The following is an 18,094-nucleotide window of genomic DNA, read 5'->3' on the forward strand; positions in this document are numbered from 1 at the left end:
AGCCGCGCGCGGCAGGCGCGCGCGGTCGTGGGGAACGGGGCCGCGCGAGGGCGGCCCCGGCAGACGAGTGGTGCGGATCCGAGGTAAGGGTGCCATCGGAAGCGGCAGGAGGGCAGGGGTCGTACGGGATTCGGCGGTTGTGGGGGAGGGAGGAGAGGAGGAGCAGGGTGGGGCGTCCCGGGTGCCGGTGCCCGTGCCGGTGCCGGTGCCGGTGCGGGGCCCGGTCCCCTCTCGTTCGGCCAAGGGATGTGCGGCAATCGGGGAGTCGGCTGCGCGTCAACCCCGTCCGATGTACGGCATGTTGGTCGCCATTACCGTCGCGAACTGCACGTTGGCCGTCAGGGGCAGTGCTGCCATGTGGACGACCGTGCGGGCGACATCCGTTGCGTCCATGACGGGCTCGATCGCTGTCTGGCCGTTGGCCTGGAGGGTGCCGGTTTGCATGGGGCCGGTCATTTCGGTGGCCGCGTTGCCGATGTCGATCTGGCCGCAGGCGATGTGGTACGGACGGCCGTCCAGGGAGAGTGACTTGGTCAGGCCGGTGATGGCGTGCTTGGTGGCGGTGTAGGCGATGGAGTGCGGGCGCGGGGTGTGGGCGGAGATCGAGCCGTTGTTGATGATCCGTCCGCCCTGGGGTTCCTGGGCCTTCATGGTGCGGAACGCGGCCTGGGCGCAGAGGAAGGAGCCGGTGAGGTTGACGTCGACGACCGTGCGCCAGTCGTCGTAGGCCAGTTCCTCCAGTGGCACGGCACGGCCGAAGGTGCCCGCGTTGTTGAAGAGCAGATCGAGTTGGCCGAACCGCTCGTGGACGGCGGCGAACAGGGCGTCGACCTGTTCGGGGCGGGTGACATCGGTCGGCACCGTCGTGATCGCGGGGGCGTCGGGGCCCGCCGGGCCCGCCAGCCGGGAGGTCTCCGCCAGCGCCTCGGCGCGCCGCCCGGCCAGCACCACCGTCCAGCCGGCGGCGCTCAGCGCGAGGGCGACCGCCCGTCCGATGCCGGAGCCGGCGCCGGTGACCACGGCCACCTGCCGGGGTGCCGCGCCGTCCTGCCGCGCCTCCTGTGGGGCCGCTGCCGTCCGGGTGCTGTGCCCGCCCCGCGAGGACGGTGCGGGCAGGGTGGGCCGGGGCGCGGTCGCGGTACCGCCCACCTGCCCGGCCCGTGCCATCGGCGTCGTCCGCGCGGCTCGTGCCGACTGTGAGTTCTCTGCCATGGCGGCAGCGTAAACGGCGTACGGGCGGTGAACGGGGCACGGCCGGCGTGGTTCAGCCGCCGTTGTGGAGGCCGCGTGGGACGGCGGGCTTGGTGGGGGTGGTGTGCTCCTCACGCGAACGGGCCACCGCCGTCCCCCAACTCAACCGCCAGTATGGAAGCGCCGCAGGACCGCTGCCTTGGTGGCGGTGAACTCGTCCTCGGTGAGGATGCCGTCGCGGTGCAGTTCGCCGAGTTCGCGCAGACGGCGGAGGAGGGCGTCATGGTCGTCGGCAGGGGCAGGGGCAGGGGCAGGGGCAGGGGCAGGCGCGGGGTCGGGAGTGGGCGGGGCGAGGAGGGCGGCCGGCGGGGGCGTCGTCGGCAGGGACTTCCCCGCGCCGTCCGACGGATGGGGCAGGCGTGCCGCGACCGCTGCCGCGAGCAGTGCCGTGGTGCCGCTTTCCTTCTTGAAGCCCCATAGTTCGATGGAGTTGGGGTCGTGCTCCGGCTTGAGCCGCTCCGTCGTGCCGCGTGTCCGGAAGCGGAGGTAGCCGGACTCCAGACCAGCGGCGGCTCGCCACTCCACTGCTTCGAGGGCGCTGAGGGCGAAGTTTCTGGGGCCCCAGTCCCGCTTGGTTTCGCTGGTGTTCCAGCGCCATTCGATGGTGACCTTTTCGCCGTCGAAGGTGGCGATGCCGTCCACCCCGGCGGCCGAGAGCGGCACGGACGGACCGGGCAGCAGATACCGGTCGGCGGGCCCGTCCGGTATCTGTTCCAGCATCAGGGCCTGCCGTACGGCGTCCACGAAGTACTCGGCGACCTCGACCCGGCCGGCGTCCACGGTCAGCCGGTACGGGTTCGCCTCGTCCGGCAGGCTGCCGCCGGTGACCTGGAGCAGCGGATCCGCGCCCGTCCTCAGGCGCAGTCGCAGCCGGCCACCCTTCCGGCCCGGTTCGTGCGCGATACCGGCCAGCGCGGCCAGCGGCACCGTGAACTCACCGAGATCCTGGCGGAGTTTGTGCACCCCGCGCTCGCGCCCCGGCACGATGCGCACGGCGTCGCCGTCGAAGGTCCAGGTGCCGTCGCGCACCATCAGTTCAGCCATGCCCCGAATCCTACGGAGGCACGGCCGGTGCCGTGATTGTCCGACCGAGTCCGGTGCGGGCCCAGTCCTCATCCAGCGGTCATGTATGTGTCGTGCGCGGGTCAGCGCTGCGCCGTCCCGTGGCTCTCGAATGGATCCCCTACGGGCTCTGTGACAACCGCCTTCAGGGGAGGGCCAGATGACTCACCACGCACCGCACGAACAGGAGATCCGCGCCGCGGCCGCACACTTCGGCCGCCGCCGTTTCCTCACCGCCACCGGGGCCGCCGCCGCGCTCGCCTTCGCGACCAACCTGCCGGGCGCGGGCGCCGCACACGCCGCCGAGGCCGATGCGCGGAAGATCACCGAGAACCCCTTCACGCTGGGCGTCGCCTCCGGTGACCCGCAGCCCGGCTCCGTCGTGCTGTGGACCCGGCTGGCCCCGCGTCCGTACGAGCCCGGCAACGGCATGCCGGACGCCCGGGTCACGGTGCGCTGGGAAGTCGCGTACGACGAGCACTTCAAGCGGCTGGCCGGCCGGGGCCGCGCCGACGCCCACCCGGAGTTCAACCACTCCGTGCACATCGAGCCCACCGGTCTCGCGCCCGACCGCGTCTACTACTACCGCTTCCGCGCCGGCAGTTGGATCAGCCCGGTCGGCCGCACCCGTACCGCCCCCGCCCGGAGCGCCCGGATCTCCGAGCTGAAGCTCGCCGCCGTCTCCTGCCAGGCCTACCACGACGGCTACTTCACGGCCCATCGGCACCTGGCCGAGGAGGACGTCGACGTCGTCTTCCACCTGGGGGACTACCTCTACGAGTATCCGGTGGGCGCGAACGGCGGCGCCCGCAACTACACCGACCGCACGCTGCCCGCCGTCTTCAACCGCGAGACGGTCACGCTGGACGACTACCGGCTGCGCTACGCCCTCTACAAGTCCGACCCGGACCTCCAGGCCGCGCACGCCGCGCACCCCTTCATCGTCACCTGGGATGACCACGAGGTGGAGAACAACTACGCCTCCGACATCAGCGAGGACAATCTCCCGCCCGCCGAGTTCCTCGTCCGCCGGGCCGCCGCCTACCGCGCGTACTGGGAGAACCAGCCGCTGCGCCGCCCGCAGCGGCCCCAGGGCGCCGACGCCCGGCTCTACCGCCGCCTCCAGTACGGGCAGCTCGCCCAGTTCGACATCCTCGACACCCGCCAGTACCGCTCCGACCAGGCATACGGCGACGGCTGGCACGCCCCGGGCCCCGAGTCCCTGGACCCCGCGCGCACCCTGACCGGCGCCGCCCAGGAGCGCTGGCTGATCGACGGCTGGCGGCAGTCCGCCGCCCGCTGGAACGTGCTGCCGCAGCAGGTCACCTTCTCCGAGCGGCGCAACGCCACCGGCCCCGGCTACCAGCTGAGCATGGACGCCTGGGACGGCTACGCGGCCTCCCGGGACCGGGTGCTGGCGGGTGCCGAGTCGGCGGGTGTGGAGAACCTCGTCGTCCTCACGGGCGATGTGCACGTCCACTACGCCTTCGACATCAAGAAGGACTTCAAGGACCCCGGCTCGCGCACCGCCGGGGTGGAGTTCGTCACCACCTCGATCGCCAGCGGCAAGGACGGCGCGGACAAGCCCGCCAACTGGGACACCTACCTGGCGGCCAACCCGCACATGAAGTTTTACAACGGCCGGCGCGGCTATGTGACCGTCACCCTGGACCAGGACACCGCCCGCGCCGACTACCGCACGGTGTCCGCCGTCACCACCCCCGGGGCGGCGGTGCGCACCGCCGCCTCGTTCGTCTCCGAAGCGGGCGATCCGGGCCTGAAGCCGGCCTGACGCCGGTCTGAGGCATGGCCGGAAGCCGGTCTGAAGCCGGTCTGAAGCCGGTCTGATCCAGGGCGTCCTGGGGGCTGATCCAGGACGCCCGTCCCAGGTCCGGCGCACGGCGGTCCTAGTCCCAAGTGACCGGTCCGAAACCGGTCGGAAGCCGTCCGCTGCGTGACACCATGGTGCAGCCATCTATCACCCATGGAGCCATGTATGACGGAGCCCGGCACGGCCGAGACCCAGGATCTTCCCCCCATAGCCGAGCGGGGCGCGGCAGCAGCACCGGCCGCGTCCCGCCGTACCAGCCTCCTCGTCACCCTCGTCCTCGGCGGCCTCACGGCGGTCCCGCCGCTCTCCATGGACATGTACCTCCCGGCCCTGCCGCAGGTCACCGCCGCCCTGCACAGCCCGGCCGCCACCGTCCAGCTCACCCTCACCACCTGCCTGGCGGGCATGGCGCTGGGGCAGATGATCGTCGGCCCGATGAGCGACAAGTGGGGCCGCCGCCGCCCGCTGCTGGCCGGGATGGTGGTCTACATCCTGGCCACCGCCCTGTGCGCGGTCGCCACCAACGTCGAACTCCTCATCGCCTTCCGCCTGTTGCAGGGTCTGGCGGGCGCGGCCGGCATCGTCATCGCACGGGCGATGGTCCGCGATCTGTACGACGGCGTGGCGATGGCCCGGTTCTTCTCCACCTTGCTGCTGATCTCCGGGGTGGCGCCGGTCGTCGCTCCGCTCATTGGCGCCCAGATCCTCCGGTTCACCGACTGGCGCGGGGTCTTCGTCGTCCTCACCGCCGTCGGGGTCGCGCTCACCCTCCTGGTGTGGCGCAAACTCCATGAGACCCTGCCGCCCGCGCGCCGGCACTCCGGCGGCCTCGGCCAGACCCTGCGCACCATGCGCGATCTGCTCGCCGACCGGGCCTTCTCCGGCTACCTCCTCGTCGGCGCCTTCGCCTTCGCCGCCCTCTTCGCCTATATCTCCGCCTCGCCGTTCGTGATCCAGGAGATCTACGGCGCCTCCCCGCAGATCTTCAGCCTGCTCTTCGGCATCAACTCCGTCGGCCTGGTGGCCGTCGGCCAGATCAACGGCAAGATCCTGGTGGGCCGGGTCAGCCTGGACAAGGTGCTCGGCACCGGCCTGACGCTGATCGCCCTCGCCGCGACCGCCCTGCTCCTGATGTCCGCCGGCGTCTTCGGCCCGGTCGGTCTGGTCCCGACGGCCGCCGGTCTCTTCGTCCTGATGTCCTCGATGGGCCTGGTCATGCCGAGCACCAACACTCTGGCGCTGCTGCGCACCCGGCACGCGGCCGGCTCCGCCTCCGCGCTGCTGGGCACCTCCACCTTCCTGCTCGGCTCGGTGGCCTCCCCGCTGGTGGGTATCGCGGGCGAGCGGACCGCCGTGCCCATGGCGCTCGTACAGCTCTCCTGCGCCGTCTTGGCGCTCGTCAGCTTTCTGGGACTGTGCCGCCCGTGGCAGCGTAGGGGGGAGAGCAACGGGAGCACGGCGGGCGAGAGGACCAGGCTCTGAACGCGACGGCACTGACCTACGGCACACCGGCCTGCGCGGGGCTGGACCCGGGCTGGACCGAACGGCTGGTCCGCGGGGTGCGGGCGCTGCCCGAGGGCCGGCCGCCCTGGGCCCCCGGCGTCGTCGTGCTGGCGGGCCGGGGCCCGGTCGTCGCCGTCGAGGCCGCCGCCGGCTGGGCGCTGCGCTACCGGGCCTACGACCCCGAGCGGGACCGCGGACTCGATCTGCCCCGCGACCTGTGGGAGCCGATGCGGGTCGGCACCGTCTTCGACCTCGCCTCGCTCAGCAAGCTCTTCACCGCCGTCGCCGCGCTCCAGCAGGTCGAACGGGGCCGGCTGAACCTCGGCGACGAGGTCCGGGCCGACCTCCCCGCCTTCGCCCCCGGCATCACCGTCCGGCAGCTGCTCACCCACACCTCGGGGCTCGCCCCCGAGCTCCCCTTCTACGACCACCGGGACCGCGCCGCCCAACTCGCGCTGCTGTGGCGGGAGGCGGCGGCCCCCAGCGGCGGCCCGAGCCCCGTCCACCGCTACTCCGACCTCAACCTCATCGCCCTTCAGCTGATCCTGGAGCAGCGCACCGGGCACCGGCTCGACGCCCTGATCCGCGACGGCATCACCGGCCCGCTGGGCATGTCCAGCACCTCGTACGGGCCGCTGGCACCGCACGGCGTCGCGGCCACCGAGGACCAGCGGCGGCCCTGGGCCAAGGCGGACCGCGGGCTGCTCCGCGGCGAGGTGCACGACGAGAACGCCTGGGCGCTGGGCGGCGTCGCCGGCCACGCCGGACTCTTCTCCACCGCCCAGGACCTGGCCGTGCTGTGCCGCACGCTGCTCAACGGCGGCGTCTACGGCACGGCCCGGATCCTCGGCCCGGACACCGTCGCCGCCCTCCTCGACCCGCCCGGCCTCGGCTTCGGCGTCGACCAGCCGTATTTCATGGGCGAGTTGGCGGGCCGGGGCGCGGCCGGGCACACCGGCTTCACCGGCACCAGCCTGGTCCTGGACCGCGCCACCGACACGTTCCTCGTCCTGCTCGCCAACACCGTCCACCCCCGCCGCCGCACCGGCGGCAGCGCGCCGCGCGCCGCGGCCGCCACCCGGCTGGCCCGTGCCGTGGCCCGCGCCACCTGACCAGGCAGGGCACGCCACAGGGGCCCGTAGAATTTCCCCCATGCACGAGGAACTGCGCGCCGCGCTGGCGGGCCTGCTCGACGGCCTGCCGCCCAAACAGGCCGCGCAGGCAGTCGACCGTCTGATCGCCAACTACCGGGGCCGCACCCCCACCGACGCCCCGGTCCTGCGCGACCGCGCGGATGTGGCCGCGTACGCCGCCTACCGCATGCCGGCCACCTTCGAAGCCGTACGGGCCGCGCTGACCGCGTTCGCCGCCCGGGTCCCGGACTGGTCCCCGGCCAGCCATGTGGACATCGGCGGCGGCACCGGCGCCGCCACCTGGGCCACCGCAGCCACCTGGGAAGGCCCGCACAGCACCGTCCTGGACTGGGCCCAGCCCGCCCTGGACCTCGGCCGGGAACTGGCCGCCAAGACCCTCCCCGACACCAGCTGGCAACGGCAGACCATCGGCGAGGGCCTGACCGTCCCCGCCGGTACGGACCTCGTCACCGTCTCCTACGTCCTGGGCGAACTCCGCCCCGAGGACCGCCGCGCCGTCGTCGCCGCAGCCACCACGGCCCGCGCCGTCGTCCTGATCGAACCCGGCACCCCCGACGGCTACCTCCGCATCCGCGAGGCCCGCACCCAGCTCATCGAGGCCGGTCTGCGCATCGTCGCCCCCTGCCCGCACAGCGACACCTGTCCGATCGTCCCCGGGGAAGACTGGTGCCACTTCGCGGCCCGGGTCAACCGCTCCTCCCTCCACCGTCAGGTCAAGGGCGGCTCCCTCCCGTACGAGGACGAAAAGTTCAGCTACGTCGCGGCCACCACCCCCGACGCCACCCCGGCCCCCGCCCGCATCATCCGCAAACCCCAACTCCGCAAAGGCCAGGTCCTCCTGGACCTCTGCACGACAGCGGACGGCCTCCAGCGCACGACGGTGACCAAGCGGCACGGCGCCGCCTACCGCGAGGCCCGCGACGCCTCCTGGGGCGACGACTGGCCCCACGGCTGATTCCCCCGTCGGGCCGTGGGCCCCGCCGGGCCATGGCGCACTCCCGTCGGGCCGCGGCTCACCCCCCGGCCGGGCCCGGTCACTCCTTCCGGGACCGCTCCTGGAACTTGCGCAACAGCTCATCGCGCCGGGCGCGCTCAGCGCGTTCCTGGCCGCCGTGGCCGGTGCCCTTGCCGCCGCGCAGCGCGCCCCGCGAGAGCTTGTTCCGGGTCCCTCCCCCACGCCTGAACGGCGCGGGGGGACCCCCACCTCCGAGCATGCCGCCCGCATTTCCCTTGCTCATGGGAGTCCCCTTTCCTGGGTGATGGCGAGACGAGTCGTCTCGCTCGACGTCCACTATGCGCGAGACGTGCCGTCTCGTCAAGACGATACGTCTCGCCTCCTCCGCGTTAGACTCCGCGCCATGGCGAAGACTTCACCCCCCGACTCCTCCCGCCGCAGCGAACGCTCCCGCCGCGCGATCTTCGATGCCGCCCTCGCGCTCGTCGGCGAGGTCGGCTACGACAAACTCACGATCGAAGGCATCGCCTCCCGGGCCGGGGTCGGCAAGCAGACGATCTACCGCTGGTGGCCCTCCAAGGCGGCCGTGCTGCTGGACGCCTTCACCGAGGGCGTCGAGGACTACTCCGCGGGCCTGCCGGACACCGGCGATCTGGCCGCGGACCTGAAGTTCGTGCTGCATGCGACCACCGACGAATTCAACGACCCGGCGTTCCAGGCCCCCTATCGCGCCCTCGCGGCCGCCGGCGCCAACGACGAGGAGCTCTCCCGTACCTTCGTCGCGCGGCTGATGGAACCCGGCATCCGGGTCTACGTCGAGCGGCTGCGGGCGGCGCAGGAGGCGGGCGAGGTGGCCGACGACATCGATGTGCGGATCGCCGTCGAGATGCTGCTGAGTCCCTTCTCACAGCGCTGGCTGATGCGCACTGGCGAATTGACCTACGACTTCGTCGACACCCTCGTCGACCAGTTCCTGCGGGGAGTGCAGCCGCGCGGCTGAGCGGACGGGTGACCGGGCTCCGGCGGCGCCGTCGTGCCGCCGATGCCCCGAATTGCCGGTATTCATCCTTCGTTCGTTCACCCCGGATCCGCACACCGGTCACCCGAGGAGCAGGATGGTGGCAGCATTGATCCCAGACCACCGCTCGAAGTGAGGGGATAGATGGAACGCAAGAGCAGGTTCTCCCAGTGGCTTCGCCGGCCGAAGAGCGGATCGGACGGCGGCGATACGGACACGGGATCAGCGGCCGCGCGCGGCCGCGAGGACCTGCTGCTGGCGGCGGCCGACGCGGGTTTCCCGGTGGCCCCGGCGGCGCACCCCTCCGGCTACGGCTGTTCCTGTGAACGCATCGGCTGTCCCACCCCCGGCCGCCACCCCGTCTCCTTCGGCTGGCAGACCGTCGCCAGCACCGACCGCGACAAGGTCGCCGCCTGGGTCCGCACCCTCCCGCAGGCCAACTTCATCACCGCCACCGGCATCACCCACGACGTACTGGACGTCCCCGTCGAGGCGGGCCGCAGCGCCCTGGGACGGCTGGACGCGGCGGGCATCGACGTCGGACCGATCACCCTCAGCGGCGCCGGTTTCGGCGACGGCCGGATGCTCTTCTTCACCGCCACCCGCGGCACCCCGGACGACGAGGACGAGTGGTGGCCCTGCGAGCTGGACTGCCACCCCGAGACCATGGATGAGCATCCGGGGCTGCGCTGGCACTGCCGCGGCAGCTATGTGCTGCTGCCGCCCTCGACGCTGCCCGGCGACCAGCCCGCGGTGACCTGGCTGCGCGGCCCCGAACTGCCGCTGCCCGACCCGCTGACGCTGCTGGCGTCGCTCACCGACGCCTGCGCGGAGTTCAACGACCGCGAGCCGCACCACCACGAGGCACACGCCTGGCCGATCGGCCGCTGACCGGGCCCGCGCCCCGCCCGCTCAGCCCGTACGCACGAAGAAGCGCGGGACGAACCGTACGAAGAAGGGCCGCCGGGATCACCTCACCCCGACGGCCCTTCTCCCTGTCCGCATCCGGCCGGAGCGCCCTTACTGCGCCTCCACCGACGTCTTGCCCTCCCGCCGGTTCAGGATGACGACCTTCTCGCCGGAGCCCTTGGCCGGCACCGTGACCGCCTGGGAGGAGACGGTGGTGAACGTCATCCGGTTGGTCTTCTTCTCCGGCCCCACCATCAGGCCCCGGAGCCCCGCCGGCACCCGGATCGTCGCCCCGGCGAACATCGTCTGCTGCTGGTGGTAGACGGTCGAGAAGAACACCAGGGCGCCGCCGTCCGTGGTCCGCAGCGCCACCGGCGGATGCTCCGAGGGGGAGTCCTGCCACTGGATGCGCGAACCGACCTGACGGCCGTCCGTGACGCGCCGGGCCCGCCAGCCGTCGGTCTGCGGACCGGGCGCGAACACGCTGCCCTTACCGGTGTTGAGATAGTCCGCGTAGGCCCGGCTCAGCTTGCCGGGGGCCACCGTCAGACCGGACCCGGAGCCCATCGGCACCGCCTCGGCGTAGCCGTCCTTCGTCTTCAGCTCCGGCGCCTTGTTGCCCGGGAACTGCGCGAAGTACACCGCGCGCCACTTCTCCGCGAGGTCATTGCGGCTGAACACCAGGAACCAGCGGGTGGGATGGCCCTTGGCGTCCTTGCGGTTGCTCATCGCGTCGGCGATGAAGTACTTCGGCCAGCCCGCCTGCTTGGGGACGGTGACGTGCGGCTCCTGGAACTCCAGTGCGCGAAAGCCCGGATTGCCCTGCGGCCGGAGGGCGTGTGCCGCCTTTATCCCGGCCTGGTCGATCGCGAGCAGCGCGCCCCCCTCGAAGGCGGGGTTCAGCTTCGGGTCCAGCTGCCGGTAGGCCCGGTTGAAGCTGTCGGTGAAGCGGGAGAGGGCCTTGGTGCCCTCAGCCTTCGACACCGCCGGCAGCATCTCCCTCTCGCCGTGCACCGTCATGCACCCGCTCAGTATCACCAGCGCCGCCGCTGCCGACGTCAGTGTTGCGGGCACCCGGAACGGCGACCTGCGTGTCATGGGGCTCGGGCTCCTTCGGGGCGACCGGGGCGGACTGGGCGGCCGCCGGGGTGGCACGATTCGGCGCAACCCTACCGGGGGCCAGGAAGAGGGCGAGCGTGGGGAGGAGATACAGAGCCCACACCGTGACCTGAAGGACCGTCGGGTCCGGCTGGAAGTTGAAGACGCCCTTCAGCAGCGTCCCGTACCAGCTGTCGGCCGGGATCTGCGCGCTGATGTCGAACGCCCGGGTGGCCAGCCCCGGCAGGATGTCCGCCTCCTGCAGATCGTGGAAGCCGTACGCCAGCACGCCCGCCGCGACCACCACCAGCATGCCGCCGGTCCAGGTGAAGAACTTCGCCAGGTTGATCCGCACCGCACCGCGGTAGAACAGCCAGCCCAGCAGCACCGCCGTCAGCAGCCCCAGCAGCGCCCCGACCAGCGGCCGTACGCCGTCGTTCGCGGACTGCGCCGCCGTCCAGATGAACAGCGCGGTCTCCAGGCCCTCGCGGCCCACCGACAGGAACGCGGTCACCACCAGCGCCACGGTGCCCATCTGGAGCGCCGCGTCCAGCTTGCCGTGCAGCTCCCGCTTCAGATGCCGCGCGGTGCGCCGCATCCAGAAGACCATCCACGTCACCAGGCCCACCGCGATGACCGACAGTGAACCGCCCAGCGCTTCCTGGGCCTCGAAGGTCAGCGTCTGCGAACCGAACTGGAGCGCCGCACCGAACGCGAACGACAGCACCACGGCGAGCGCGATACCGAGCCAGACCGGGCGCAGCGCCTCCCGCCTCCCGGTCTTGACCAGGTAGGCGATGAGAATGCAGACGACGAGGCTGGCTTCCAGGCCCTCGCGCAGACCGATCAGGTAGTTGCCGAACACGTCGGTTCCTTCCCTTCCTTCATGGAGTCGACGACGGGTCTTCGCCGCGTCGGCGGTGGTACGGCGGGGTCAGGCGAACAGTGCCCGGCCCCACCAGTCGTCCGCGTTCCGGACGCCCGGCGGTACCGCGAAGAGCGCGGAACCCACGTGCTGGATGTACTCGTTGAGTGCGTCGTTCGCCGCCAGCCGCTTCTGCAGCGGGACGAAGCCCTGGCGTACGTCCCGCTGGTAGGCGAGGAAGAACAGCCCCGCGTCCAGCCGGCCCAGCCCGTCCGTCCCGTCGGTGAAGGAGTAGCCGCGGCGCAGGATCCGCACCCCGCCGTTGGAGTCCGGATGCGCCAGGCGGACATGCGCGGTCGGCAGCATCGACTTCAGATGCGGGGTGTCCCGCTCGTTCTTCTTGCCGACCGGTGCGCCCTCGCCCTTGTTCCGGCCGAAGATGTCCTCCTGCTCCTGGAGCGAGGTGCGGTCCCAGGTCTCGATATGCATCCGGATCCGGCGGGCGACGAGGTAGGAGCCGCCGGCCATCCAGCTCTCCTTGCCCTTCGCGTCGCCGTCCGCGACCCACACATGCTTGTCCAGCGCGGCGGTGTCGGTGCCCGCGAGATTGTGGGTGCCGTCCTTGAAGCCGAACATGTTGCGCGGGGTCTGCGCGTCCGGTGTCGTCGACGACGTCTTGCCGAAGCCCAGCTGGGACCAGCGGATCGCGACCTTGCCGAAGCCGATACGCGCCAGATTGCGGATCGCGTGCACCGCCACCTGCGGGTCGTCCGCACATGCCTGGACGCACAGATCGCCGCCGCTGCGCGCCTTGTCGAGGTTGTCGCCGGGGAACTGCGGCAGTTCGATCAGCGCCTCCGGGCGCCGCGCCTTGATGCCGAACCGGTCCTTGCCGTCCTTCTCGAACAGCGTGGGGCCGATGCCGAAGGTCAGGGTGAGCCGTGACGGCGGCAGCCCGAGCGCCTCGCCGGTGTCGTCCGGCGGCGCCTCCGCCAGCCCGCCGACCGCACCGTCACCGACCGCGTCCCCGGCCGTCATCCGCGCCGCCGCCTTCGTCCACTCCTTGAGCAGCGCGATCAGCTCATCGCGGTCGTCGGTGGTGACATCGAACGCGGCGAAGTGCAGCCGGTCCTGGACGGCGCTGGCGATCCCGGCCTGGTGCCGGCCGTGGAAGGCGATCGCGGAGCCCGCGGTCGCGTCCGAGCCGGCCGGCTGGGTGTCGCCGGCGGTGCGCAGCGCCGCCGCCGTACCGCCGGCCGCGACCGCACCGATCGCCAGCCCCGCGCCGCCCCATCCCAGCAGCGAACGCCGGGACGGCGCGCGCCCTTCGGTGGTCTGCGTGTCCTCGCCGCTCTCGGTGGCGGTGTTCTCGGTGGACGTGTCGTCGTCGTGCGTCATCGTCTCCCCTTGCCGGCGGCGGACTACTTGGCGGTGGCCACGGCGGCGGCCAGCTTGGACAGCGGCTCGGCCAGCGCGTTGACCCCGTCGGAGAGCTTCTTGCGCTCGCTCTTGCTGACCGTGTCGTACGCGGCGAAGCCATCCGCGGAGCCGCTGTCACGGTGCTCGTCGAGCAGCTCGCCGATCACCTTGAACTGCTTGTCCAGCTCCTTGGCGAGCGCCGCGTCGTTCTTGGCGACGACCGGCTTCAGCAGCGCATAGGCCTTCTCGGCACCCTCGACATTGGCGTGGAAGTCGAGCAGGTCGGTGTGGCTGTAGCGCTCTTCCTCACCGGTGACCTTGCCGGTGGCGACCTCGTCCAGCAGCTCCTTGGCGCCGTTGGCCATGCTGGTCGGGGTGATCTCGGCCTTGCCGACCCGCTTCTGCCAGTCCTTCAGGTCGGTGATGAGCTGATCGGACAGCTTCTTGTCGTCCCCGGAGATCTTCTTCTCCTCCCACAGGGACTTCTCCAGCTTGTGCCAGCCGGTCCACTTCTGGCCCTTCTCCAGGCCGTCGGCGCGCACATCGACCTTGGGGTCGATATCACCGAACGACTCGGCGACCGGCTCGGTGCGCTCCCAGCCGACCCGCGAGAGCGCGTAGGTCTTCTTGGCAGTCGCGACATCGCCGTCCTTGACCGCGTCGGCGAACTTCTGCGCCGCCGGGAGGGTCTGGTCGGCCTGCTCCTGGACGTACTTGCGGTACGCGGCGACCGCGGCGTCCAGCTTCGGGTCGCGCTTGGCGCCCGCGCCCTTGCCGCTGGCGGTCACCTTCTGGCGGATGCCGTCGCCCTTCATGCCCGGCTTGCAGGCGATCTCGTACGAACCGGCCTTGACCTCGGCGGTGATCTCCGCACGGGTGCCGGGACCGATGTTCTCCCGCTCGGTCACGATCCGGTCGCCGGGTGCGTAGACATACACCTCGGTGACCTTGGAGCCCTTGTTCTGCACCGCGAACCGGACATGTCCGGCGGGGAACTCCTTGGCGGACAGCTCACAGCTGGTGTCGGTCGCGGTCACCTCGACCGTGCCCTTGTCGCCGCTCCCTTTGCCGTCGTTCTTCGCGGCGCAGCCGGAGACGGCGGTGACGGCCGTGGCCGCGGCGATGGCGGCAACGGCGGCGGGACGAAGGGCACGCATACAGGGCTCCAAGCGGGCTCGGATGTACGGAAACGGCGTACGGAACGATAGACAGTGGCCGGGGTCGCCACTAAGGCGGCCCTAACTTAACCGAGGCTTACCTGTTTCTGCCCGGCCTGTCGAGTGATCCCGCTCTCACGCACAACGACCCGATTACGGATTGGCCCGTGCCCGGTTACGGATCCGCCATGCGCCGGTCAAGGTAAGGGTCCGGGCTCGGGGCGGTCCCTGACCGGCGGAATTCCGGCCCTCATTCCGGCCCTCCGCTGCCCGGTTCCTGCCCTGCCTCCTTGGGCTGCTCTCCCACTCCCGCTGTTCAATATCCGGATGACCGATCTTGAGGTGCTCCGGGTGTTCTGCGGGCCGGACGGAGCCGGCGGCAATGCGCTGGGCGTGGTCCGCGACGGTACCGCCGTGCCCGGCGCCGACGCCCGCGCCGCGCTCGCCGCCGAACTCGGCTTCAGCGAAACCGTGTTCCTCGACGACGCCGTCCGCGGCACCGTGGACATCCACACCCCGAGCGTCCGGCTCCCGTTCGCGGGCCATCCGCTGGTGGGTCTGGCCTGGCTGCTGCGGAGCCTGGGGCGGCCGCCGCGCACCCTGCGCCCGGCGGCCGGTGAGGTGACGGTCGGCTTCGAGGGGGACATCACCTGGGTGCGCGGGCGCGCGGAGTGGGTGCCCGCCCGGACGACCCGGCGGTATGCCTCGGCGGCCGAGGTCGACGCGCTGCCCGCGCCGCCGCCAGGGGAGGGCTGGCTCTACGCCTGGGCCTGGCAGGACGAGGCCGCTGGCGTGGTGCGTGCCCGCGGTTTCCCGCGCCGGGGTGACGGCGTCGCCGAGGACGAGGCGACCGGCGCCGCCGCCATGCTGCTGACCCGGGAGCTGGGGCGCCCGCTCGACATCCACCAGGGCACCGGCTCCCGGATCCTCACCCGTACGTATCCCGACGGCACCATCGCCGTGGGCGGACGGGTGCGCCGCGCCACGCCGTAACCCCGGAGCCCGGCCGGGCCCCGCCTCAACGGACGGGCGCCCGGCGGCAGTTGGCGCAGGTCGCCCGCATCCGCCCGCATCCGCCCGCTACGCGCTCAGCGGGAACTGCTCGCCCAGCTCCCGGAAGACCGCGCCGTTCAGCCGGAAGGCGCGCTTGCACTCCTCCACCACCCGCTGCTTTTCCAGGTCGTCCACGGGCAGTGCGTCCAGCAGTGCGCGGTACTCGCGCTTGAAGGCGGCGGGGTTGGCGATGTCCTCGAAGACGTAGAAGCGCACCCCGTCGCCCTTGCGGGCGAAGCCCCAGGTTTTCTCCGCGGTGCCGCGGATGATCTGGCCGCCGGAGAGGTCGCCGAGATAGCGGGTGTAGTGGTGGGCGACGAAACCGCCCGGCCAGTCGCGGGCGCAGGCCGCCACCCGGTCCGCGTAGGCGGCGGTGGCCGGCAGGGGTGTCAGGCCGGTGCGCCAGGACGGCCCGCCGAGATGGGCGAGGTCGCGCTCCAGGGCGGCGGTGCGGGCCAGCTCGGGGCGGAGGAAGGGGCCCGCGACCGGGTCATCGGCGAGCGGTCCGGAGGCGTCCTCCAGCGCGCGGTAGACGAACCACAGCTGCTCGGTGTAGCGCCGGTAGGCCCGGACGCCGAGCCGGCCGCCGAGCAGATCGCTCATGAAGGAGGAGTTCTCGGCCTCCGTGTGCTGCGCGTGGGACGCGGTGCGGATCACCGTCGAGAACGGAGCGGAGGGAGCGGACGGAGCGGGCGGGGTCGGGCTGGACGCTTCCAAGACGGACCTCCGGGGACCGGGGGTGGGCCCCCTGCTCGGATTCGAGAGCTTGGGGGAGGACGGGAACAGGCCGGCTCCGCTGAGCCACTGAACTTAGGGTTACCTGACCCGCGGCTCGCGTCAACCCGTTACCGACGTTCTGTCGGTAACGAGCCTACCCCTGTTCCCGACGCGCTGTCGGTAAAAAATTCCCCGCTCCGGTCAGGGCAGCGTGAGGATCTCCGCCCCGGTGTCCGTGACCACCAGCGTGTGCTCGAACTGCGCGGTCCGCTTGCGGTCCTTGGTCACCACCGTCCAGCCGTCGTCCCACATGTCGTAGTCGTAGGACCCCAGCGTCAGCATCGGCTCGATCGTGAAGGTCATACCGGGCTTGATGTCGGTGGTGTGGTGCGGGCTGTCGTAGTGCGGAACGATCAGGCCGGAGTGGAAGGAGGAATTGATGCCGTGACCGGTGAAGTCACGGACCACTCCGTAGCCGAAGCGCTTGGCGTACGACTCGATGACCCGGCCGATGATGTTGATCTGCCGGCCCGGCTTGACGGCCTTGATCGCGCGGTTGAGCGCCTCCCGGGTGCGCTCCACCAGCAGCGTGGACTCCTCGTCCACATCGCCGCACAGGTAGGTGGCGTTGTTGTCGCCGTGCACACCGTTGATGTACGCGGTGACGTCGAGGTTCACGATGTCGCCGTCCTTGAGGACGGTGGAGTCCGGGATGCCGTGGCAGATGACCTCGTTGAGCGAGGAGCACAGCGACTTGGGGAAGCCGCGGTAGCCGAGCGTGGACGGGTAGGCGCCGTGATCACACATGAACTCATGGGCGACCCGGTCCAGTTCGTCGGTCGTGACACCCGGCGCGATCAGCTTGGCGGCTTCCGCCATCGCCTGCGCGGCGATCCGGCCGGCAATCCGCATCTTCTCGATCGTTTCGGCATCCTGCACCTCGGGCCCCGTATAGGGGGTGGGTGCGTCCTTCCCGACGTACTCGGGGCGCGGGATCGAGGCGGGGACGGGGCGGGTGGGGGAGATCTTCCCCGGGGCAAGAAGTGACTGGCCAGACATGTCAGCGAGTGTATCCGCGGGCCGTCGGGCAGGATGGTGGCACGGAACATCCACAGGAGGCGGCAATGGCGCTGTTCAAGAGGCGTACGGTCGGCAAGCCGGGCGAGTGGTACTACTGCCTCAAGCACCAGAAGGTCGAAGAGGGGCCCGAGTGCCGCGCCGCCGACCGCTTCGGCCCGTACGCCACCCGCGAGGAGGCGTCGCACGCCATGGAGACCGCCCGCGAGCGGAACCTGGAGTGGGAGACCGACCCGAAGTGGCATGACATGAACGCGGAGAAGGGGAAGGGCGGCGGCGCGGAGGGGGACTAGCCGGGCGGAGGCGGCGGCCGGACGCCCCGCCGCGGTCCGTGGCCCGGAGGGCGCCGTACCGCTCGCGCCACCGGCTACCAGCGGGGCGGCGGAGGGGCGGTCAGGCCGTCGGCGAGGCGGGCCAGGCGGTCGCGGAAGCGGCGGCGGCCGCGGGGGGCCGGCAGGCTGTTCTCCCCGGCGGCCGCGCTCACCAGATGCTGGATGGTGTCCAGGTCGAGGTCCGGTGTGACCTCGGCCCCCTCCTCCGGCGGCGCCGGGGGCGCGGCGAGCGCGTCATGGGCCAGGGCGTGCAGATCGCGGTCACCGCCGTCCAGGGCGAGCACCGTGGCACCGTTCCGGCGGGCGTCGTGCACCCGCTCCAGCAGCTCGGCCCCCGGCTCCTCCGGCGCGACGACCAGCAGCGTCTCCCCCCGCCCGGCCGCCACCAGCCGGCCGAGCCCCACCGCCAGATGCGCCGGCGCCCCGCCCGGCACCCGGTGCCGCACCAGCGTCGGCGACAGCTCCGGCAGCCCCGACCAGGCGGCCTCGTCGTCCAGATGCGCGGCCAGATGCCAGGGCTCGTACGCGGCACTGCCGACCAGCAGCAGCCCGCCCCCGTGCGGCACGACGGCACCACGCAGCGCCCCCGCGAACCGTCGGGTGGCCTGAACCCACTCCGTCCCCGCGAGCACCTCACGCAACAACGCGACCCGTACGGCATCCATGCCCCGGAATCCTGCCCCAGCAGGCCCC

General features: G+C 71.8%; 18 protein-coding genes. 8 read left to right on the forward strand and 10 right to left on the reverse strand.

Annotated elements, in window-relative coordinates:
• Positions 1 to 276 precede the first annotated feature (276 nt).
• Both STRTU_RS25590 and STRTU_RS25595 read right to left on the reverse strand, forming a co-directional pair.
• Positions 277 to 1,167 carry an SDR family oxidoreductase gene (locus STRTU_RS25590; RefSeq protein ID WP_246241463.1) on the reverse strand — a complete coding sequence of 297 codons (891 nt, stop codon included), beginning with the start codon at positions 1,165 to 1,167 and terminating at the stop codon, positions 277 to 279.
• Between the two features lie 186 nt (positions 1,168 to 1,353).
• A complete protein-coding gene (locus STRTU_RS25595) occupies positions 1,354 to 2,295 on the reverse strand; it encodes a DUF4429 domain-containing protein (RefSeq protein ID WP_159746380.1) in 942 nt (313 codons plus the stop codon).
• A 178-nt stretch (positions 2,296 to 2,473) separates the two neighbouring features.
• Here STRTU_RS25595 and STRTU_RS25600 point away from each other — a divergent pair, with 178 nt between their 5' ends.
• From STRTU_RS25600 to STRTU_RS25615, 4 genes are all read left to right on the forward strand, one after another.
• Complete coding sequence (locus STRTU_RS25600) at positions 2,474 to 4,105, forward strand: alkaline phosphatase D family protein (RefSeq protein WP_159746381.1); 1,632 nt, start codon at positions 2,474 to 2,476, stop codon at positions 4,103 to 4,105.
• Between the two features lie 204 nt (positions 4,106 to 4,309).
• A complete protein-coding gene (locus STRTU_RS25605; RefSeq protein ID WP_159746382.1) occupies positions 4,310 to 5,626 on the forward strand; it encodes a multidrug effflux MFS transporter in 1,317 nt (438 codons plus the stop codon).
• A gap of 77 nt (positions 5,627 to 5,703) precedes the next feature.
• Positions 5,704 to 6,759 (forward strand): serine hydrolase domain-containing protein, encoded by a 1,056-nt coding sequence (locus tag STRTU_RS25610; protein ID WP_174878923.1) that lies wholly within the window; start codon positions 5,704 to 5,706, stop codon positions 6,757 to 6,759.
• A 40-nt stretch (positions 6,760 to 6,799) separates the two neighbouring features.
• Positions 6,800 to 7,756 carry a small ribosomal subunit Rsm22 family protein gene (locus STRTU_RS25615; protein ID WP_159746383.1) on the forward strand — a complete coding sequence of 319 codons (957 nt, stop codon included), beginning with the start codon at positions 6,800 to 6,802 and terminating at the stop codon, positions 7,754 to 7,756.
• 79 nt (positions 7,757 to 7,835) lie between these two features.
• Here STRTU_RS25615 and STRTU_RS25620 read toward each other — a convergent pair whose 3' ends face one another.
• Positions 7,836 to 8,039: a DUF6243 family protein gene (locus tag STRTU_RS25620; protein ID WP_159746384.1), complete on the reverse strand. Its 204-nt coding sequence runs from the start codon at positions 8,037 to 8,039 to the stop codon at positions 7,836 to 7,838.
• Positions 8,040 to 8,159: 120 nt separating this feature from the next.
• Here STRTU_RS25620 and STRTU_RS25625 point away from each other — a divergent pair, with 120 nt between their 5' ends.
• Positions 8,160 to 8,756 carry a TetR/AcrR family transcriptional regulator gene (locus tag STRTU_RS25625; protein WP_159746385.1) on the forward strand — a complete coding sequence of 199 codons (597 nt, stop codon included), beginning with the start codon at positions 8,160 to 8,162 and terminating at the stop codon, positions 8,754 to 8,756.
• 162 nt (positions 8,757 to 8,918) lie between these two features.
• Positions 8,919 to 9,665 carry a bifunctional DNA primase/polymerase gene (locus STRTU_RS25630; RefSeq protein WP_159746386.1) on the forward strand — a complete coding sequence of 249 codons (747 nt, stop codon included), beginning with the start codon at positions 8,919 to 8,921 and terminating at the stop codon, positions 9,663 to 9,665.
• Positions 9,666 to 9,794: 129 nt separating this feature from the next.
• On the opposite strand, the gene STRTU_RS25635 is transcribed toward STRTU_RS25630, so the two are convergent.
• The 4 genes from STRTU_RS25635 to efeO all read right to left on the reverse strand — a co-directional run bounded on the left by STRTU_RS25635 (position 9,795) and on the right by efeO (position 14,222).
• Positions 9,795 to 10,757: an SCO2278 family lipoprotein gene (locus STRTU_RS25635; protein ID WP_472926720.1), complete on the reverse strand. Its 963-nt coding sequence runs from the start codon at positions 10,755 to 10,757 to the stop codon at positions 9,795 to 9,797.
• Positions 10,654 to 11,646 (reverse strand): iron uptake transporter permease EfeU, encoded by a 993-nt coding sequence (efeU, locus tag STRTU_RS25640; protein WP_159746388.1) that lies wholly within the window; start codon positions 11,644 to 11,646, stop codon positions 10,654 to 10,656. The genes STRTU_RS25635 and efeU overlap by 104 nt, the downstream gene beginning before the upstream one ends.
• A 69-nt stretch (positions 11,647 to 11,715) precedes the next feature.
• A complete protein-coding gene (gene efeB, locus STRTU_RS25645; protein WP_159746389.1) occupies positions 11,716 to 13,044 on the reverse strand; it encodes an iron uptake transporter deferrochelatase/peroxidase subunit in 1,329 nt (442 codons plus the stop codon).
• 23 nt (positions 13,045 to 13,067) lie between these two features.
• Positions 13,068 to 14,222, reverse strand: coding sequence for an iron uptake system protein EfeO (gene efeO / locus STRTU_RS25650; protein ID WP_159746390.1), 1,155 nt, complete (start codon positions 14,220 to 14,222; stop codon positions 13,068 to 13,070).
• Positions 14,223 to 14,549: 327 nt separating this feature from the next.
• On the opposite strand from efeO, the gene STRTU_RS25655 reads away from it, so the two are divergent.
• Positions 14,550 to 15,215 (forward strand): PhzF family phenazine biosynthesis protein, encoded by a 666-nt coding sequence (locus STRTU_RS25655; RefSeq protein ID WP_159746391.1) that lies wholly within the window; start codon positions 14,550 to 14,552, stop codon positions 15,213 to 15,215.
• An 87-nt stretch (positions 15,216 to 15,302) separates the two neighbouring features.
• Here STRTU_RS25655 and STRTU_RS25660 read toward each other — a convergent pair whose 3' ends face one another.
• Both STRTU_RS25660 and map read right to left on the reverse strand, forming a co-directional pair.
• Complete coding sequence (locus STRTU_RS25660) at positions 15,303 to 15,992, reverse strand: biliverdin-producing heme oxygenase (RefSeq protein ID WP_159746392.1); 690 nt, start codon at positions 15,990 to 15,992, stop codon at positions 15,303 to 15,305.
• A 201-nt stretch (positions 15,993 to 16,193) separates the two neighbouring features.
• Positions 16,194 to 17,051 (reverse strand): type I methionyl aminopeptidase, encoded by an 858-nt coding sequence (gene map / locus STRTU_RS25665; RefSeq protein WP_006605980.1) that lies wholly within the window; start codon positions 17,049 to 17,051, stop codon positions 16,194 to 16,196.
• Positions 17,052 to 17,116: 65 nt separating this feature from the next.
• Here map and STRTU_RS25670 point away from each other — a divergent pair, with 65 nt between their 5' ends.
• Complete coding sequence (locus STRTU_RS25670; protein ID WP_159746393.1) at positions 17,117 to 17,362, forward strand: hypothetical protein; 246 nt, start codon at positions 17,117 to 17,119, stop codon at positions 17,360 to 17,362.
• Between the two features lie 74 nt (positions 17,363 to 17,436).
• Here the strand turns inward: STRTU_RS25670 and STRTU_RS25675 are convergent, their stop codons facing one another.
• Positions 17,437 to 18,066, reverse strand: a complete 630-nt coding sequence (locus STRTU_RS25675) for a hypothetical protein (protein WP_159746394.1) — start codon at positions 18,064 to 18,066, stop codon at positions 17,437 to 17,439.
• Positions 18,067 to 18,094: the final 28 nt, after the last annotated feature.

This window comes from Streptomyces tubercidicus (assembly GCF_027497495.1).
GTDB classification, from domain to species: domain Bacteria; phylum Actinomycetota; class Actinomycetes; order Streptomycetales; family Streptomycetaceae; genus Streptomyces; species Streptomyces tubercidicus.

Excerpts from the sequence above, each read along its gene's own strand:
- STRTU_RS25630 (WP_159746386.1), top strand. The coding sequence starts at position 8,919 with ATGGAACGCAAGAGCAGGTTCTCCCAGTGGCTTCGCCGGCCGAAGAGC.
- STRTU_RS25625 (WP_159746385.1), top strand. The coding sequence starts at position 8,160 with ATGGCGAAGACTTCACCCCCCGACTCCTCCCGCCGCAGCGAACGCTCC.
- STRTU_RS25615 (WP_159746383.1), top strand. The coding sequence starts at position 6,800 with ATGCACGAGGAACTGCGCGCCGCGCTGGCGGGCCTGCTCGACGGCCTG.
- STRTU_RS25605 (WP_159746382.1), top strand. The coding sequence starts at position 4,310 with ATGACGGAGCCCGGCACGGCCGAGACCCAGGATCTTCCCCCCATAGCC.
- STRTU_RS25590 (WP_246241463.1), bottom strand. The coding sequence starts at position 1,167 with ATGGCACGGGCCGGGCAGGTGGGCGGTACCGCGACCGCGCCCCGGCCC.
- STRTU_RS25595 (WP_159746380.1), bottom strand. The coding sequence starts at position 2,295 with ATGGCTGAACTGATGGTGCGCGACGGCACCTGGACCTTCGACGGCGAC.
- STRTU_RS25620 (WP_159746384.1), bottom strand. The coding sequence starts at position 8,039 with ATGAGCAAGGGAAATGCGGGCGGCATGCTCGGAGGTGGGGGTCCCCCC.
- STRTU_RS25670 (WP_159746393.1), top strand. The coding sequence starts at position 17,117 with ATGGCGCTGTTCAAGAGGCGTACGGTCGGCAAGCCGGGCGAGTGGTAC.
- STRTU_RS25600 (WP_159746381.1), top strand. The coding sequence starts at position 2,474 with ATGACTCACCACGCACCGCACGAACAGGAGATCCGCGCCGCGGCCGCA.
- efeO (WP_159746390.1), bottom strand. The coding sequence starts at position 14,222 with ATGCGTGCCCTTCGTCCCGCCGCCGTTGCCGCCATCGCCGCGGCCACG.
- map (WP_006605980.1), bottom strand. The coding sequence starts at position 17,051 with ATGTCTGGCCAGTCACTTCTTGCCCCGGGGAAGATCTCCCCCACCCGC.
- STRTU_RS25675 (WP_159746394.1), bottom strand. The coding sequence starts at position 18,066 with ATGGATGCCGTACGGGTCGCGTTGTTGCGTGAGGTGCTCGCGGGGACG.
- STRTU_RS25655 (WP_159746391.1), top strand. The coding sequence starts at position 14,550 with ATGACCGATCTTGAGGTGCTCCGGGTGTTCTGCGGGCCGGACGGAGCC.
- efeB (WP_159746389.1), bottom strand. The coding sequence starts at position 13,044 with ATGACGCACGACGACGACACGTCCACCGAGAACACCGCCACCGAGAGC.